Origin of the sequence: Methanoregula sp. (assembly GCA_041645435.1) — an archaeon.
Lineage (GTDB): Archaea > Halobacteriota > Methanomicrobia > Methanomicrobiales > Methanospirillaceae > Methanoregula.
On sequence record JBAZQB010000020.1, the window covers coordinates 1 to 2,640 of the forward strand.

The following is a 2,640-nucleotide window of genomic DNA, read 5'->3' on the forward strand; positions in this document are numbered from 1 at the left end:
TGTATATATTAATTGAAAAGTATACCACCTTCCCGTTGAAAAGTATACCACTTATCGTAGTTAAACCAGTTGCTTTGCAAGAACAACAGCAACACAAAAACGATGATAAGCATGGATACAAAGCAAGAGATTATCAGGCGTTATTTTCGCGAGTATGATAGCATACGGAAGATATCGCGCGACTTACAGATCAGTCGCATCACGGTAAAGAAACAGCTTTCAGATTATGTGATAGCAGAACAAGCATCGGACTCTGGTGTTGACCAGAAGGTATTACAGGATTATCTGAGTAGCCCGCCACAGTATGATAGCCGGAACCGATGCCGACGTAAGCTAACTTCAGAGATTGAGAACCTGATCATTGAGCAGTTGGAAGAGAACCGGCGCAAGCGGCAGGAAGGATTGCGCAAGCAGATTAAACGCAAGATCGACATATGGGAGTATGTCCTGAGCCAGGGCCAACAGATCGGCTACACCACCGTATGCAATTATATTCGGGAGAAGGAGCTGCGGCAGTGTGAGGCATACATTAAGCAAACCTATCTTGCCGGGGAGGAATGCGAGTTTGATTGGGCGGAAGTCAAGCTGGTCATCCGAGGTGTTCGCAAGCGGTTATACCTGGCCGTGTTCACCTCGGCATACAGTAATTACCGTCACTGCCGGTTGTACCATCGTCAGGACACCTTGGCCTTTATGGAAGCCCACAATGATTTTTTTGCACACATCGGCGGGGTTTATCAGGAGATGGTTTACGACAATATGCGAGTAGTGGTAAGGGATTTTGTGGGCCGAAGTGAGAAAACGCCTACAGAGGCTCTGGTAAATCTTTCAGGCTGGTTTCAGTACCGTTGGCGTTTTTGCAACGTGCGCAGCGGCAATGAGAAGGGGCACGTTGAGCGAAGCGTTGAATATGTTCGCCGCAAAGCCTTCAGCCATACTGATACTTTTGATTCACTGGAACAAGCCCAGGCTCATCTTCAACAAACCTGTGATCATCTCAATGCGTTGTGTGGTTCCACGGGTAAGACCCCGATGCAAGAGTTCCTCCAAGAGCGTCCTTCGCTGTGGAAGTATCCCGGGCAGATGGATTGCTTTTTGACACATGATCTGAAAGTGGATAAATATTCCACGATCTGCTTTGGCACCAACCGCTATTCAGTGGGTGATCATCTTGTCGGGCGGATGGTGCAGGTGAAGGTTTACACTAACGAGTTGAAGTTCTATTACGGCCATCTGCTTATCTGCCGCCACGATCGTAATTACGGTCAGAATCAGTGGATCATCTGTCTGGATCATTACCTGAAGACGCTTTCACGAAAGCCGGGAGCATTGCATGGGTCCATAGCCCTTCACCAGGCTCCACCGCCCGTTCAAACTGTATATGGCAATTGGTTTACCCACCAGCCCCGGGATTTTATCCACCTGCTGCAGTTCTGTCATCAGCATCAGGTAGACCATCACCGATTGCTAGATACAGCCCTGTATGTAAACGGGATTTGTCCGGGGAATGTCACGGGCGAAAAGATCATGGCCGTGTTAGGCAATCAACCTGAAGCCTCACCCAACCTCATGAGTGATCCACCCGGTGATGAGATAGAAAATTTTGCCAACAAGCAACTGGAAGAGATTACCGGATTGATTACCGCAAACATGGAGGCCGTAGTATGAACACCAAAGAAATAAAACAGCAAATGGAACAGCTCTCCCGGGAGTTGAGGCTTCCAACATTCCGCCGGGAGTTTACCACAGTGGCCATTGAAGCTACACGGGAAAAGCTTTCCTATGAAAACTACCTTTTACGGCTGATGGAGCGTGAATATGCCACCCGTCTTGAAAACCGGCGAAAAGCGCAGCTCCGTCAGGCAGGTTTTGTCCAATACAAATACCTGCATGATATCCACCGGGAAGATCTCCCGGAAGATGCAGCCTCCAAGCTGCCCATTCTGGAACGACTGGATTTTATCAAAGCCGGCCAGAACATTATCTTCTCCGGTAATCCCGGTACCGGGAAAACACATCTTGCCACTGCCCTGGGCATCCTGGCCTGTCAGCAGGGGTATAAGGTATTGTTTACCACCGTCCCGCGTCTACTGACCCAGATACGAGAAAGCCGCTCGCAAAAGCTACTCCGGACCCTTGAAAATCGTTTTGAAAAGTTCGACCTGGTTATTTGTGACGAGTTTGGGTATATCTCCTTCGATAAGGAAGGGGCAGAACTGCTGTTCAGCCACTTGTCGCTGCGATGCGGACGCAAGTCGACCATCATCACCACCAACCTGTCGTTCGACCGTTGGAAGGAGATCTTTGGCGATCCTGTTCTAACAGCCGCCATGGTCGACCGGCTGACACACCGGGCTTATATGGTAAACATGAATGGAAAGTCATTCAGGGTGAAGGAAACAAAACAAATGATGGAGAAATGACAGGACGACCCTACTCCAAACCCACGTATTTATTAACAAATTAACACCTATGAACAAAGAAAAAAAGAACCAAAAAAAGAATAGTGTTGATCCGAGAATAACTCTTCGAGTTATTTCCCGTCTCAACACTATTACAAATGATGTTTTATTAATTATTTTTGAAAAGTGATATGCTCTTTAACTGAAATGGTGGTATATAATTGAATTGAAATTTACA

The 2,640-nt window shown here is 47.4% G+C and carries 2 protein-coding genes; both read left to right on the forward strand.

Annotated features, from left to right (window positions below; genetic code table 11):
- The first annotated feature begins 111 nt into the window (after nt 1–111).
- Entirely contained in the window at nt 112–1,668 is a 1,557-nt protein-coding gene (gene istA / locus WC593_15890) for an IS21 family transposase (GenBank protein ID MFA4826630.1), read from the forward strand.
- Nucleotides 1,665–2,423 (forward strand): IS21-like element helper ATPase IstB, encoded by a 759-nt coding sequence (istB, locus tag WC593_15895; GenBank protein MFA4826631.1) that lies wholly within the window; start codon nt 1,665–1,667, stop codon nt 2,421–2,423. The genes istA and istB overlap by 4 nt, the downstream gene beginning before the upstream one ends.
- Nucleotides 2,424–2,640 lie beyond the last annotated feature (217 nt).

Coding starts and splice junctions, on each gene's coding strand:
- istA (MFA4826630.1), top strand. CDS start 112: ATGGATACAAAGCAAGAGATTATCAGGCGTTATTTTCGCGAGTATGAT.
- istB (MFA4826631.1), top strand. CDS start 1,665: ATGAACACCAAAGAAATAAAACAGCAAATGGAACAGCTCTCCCGGGAG.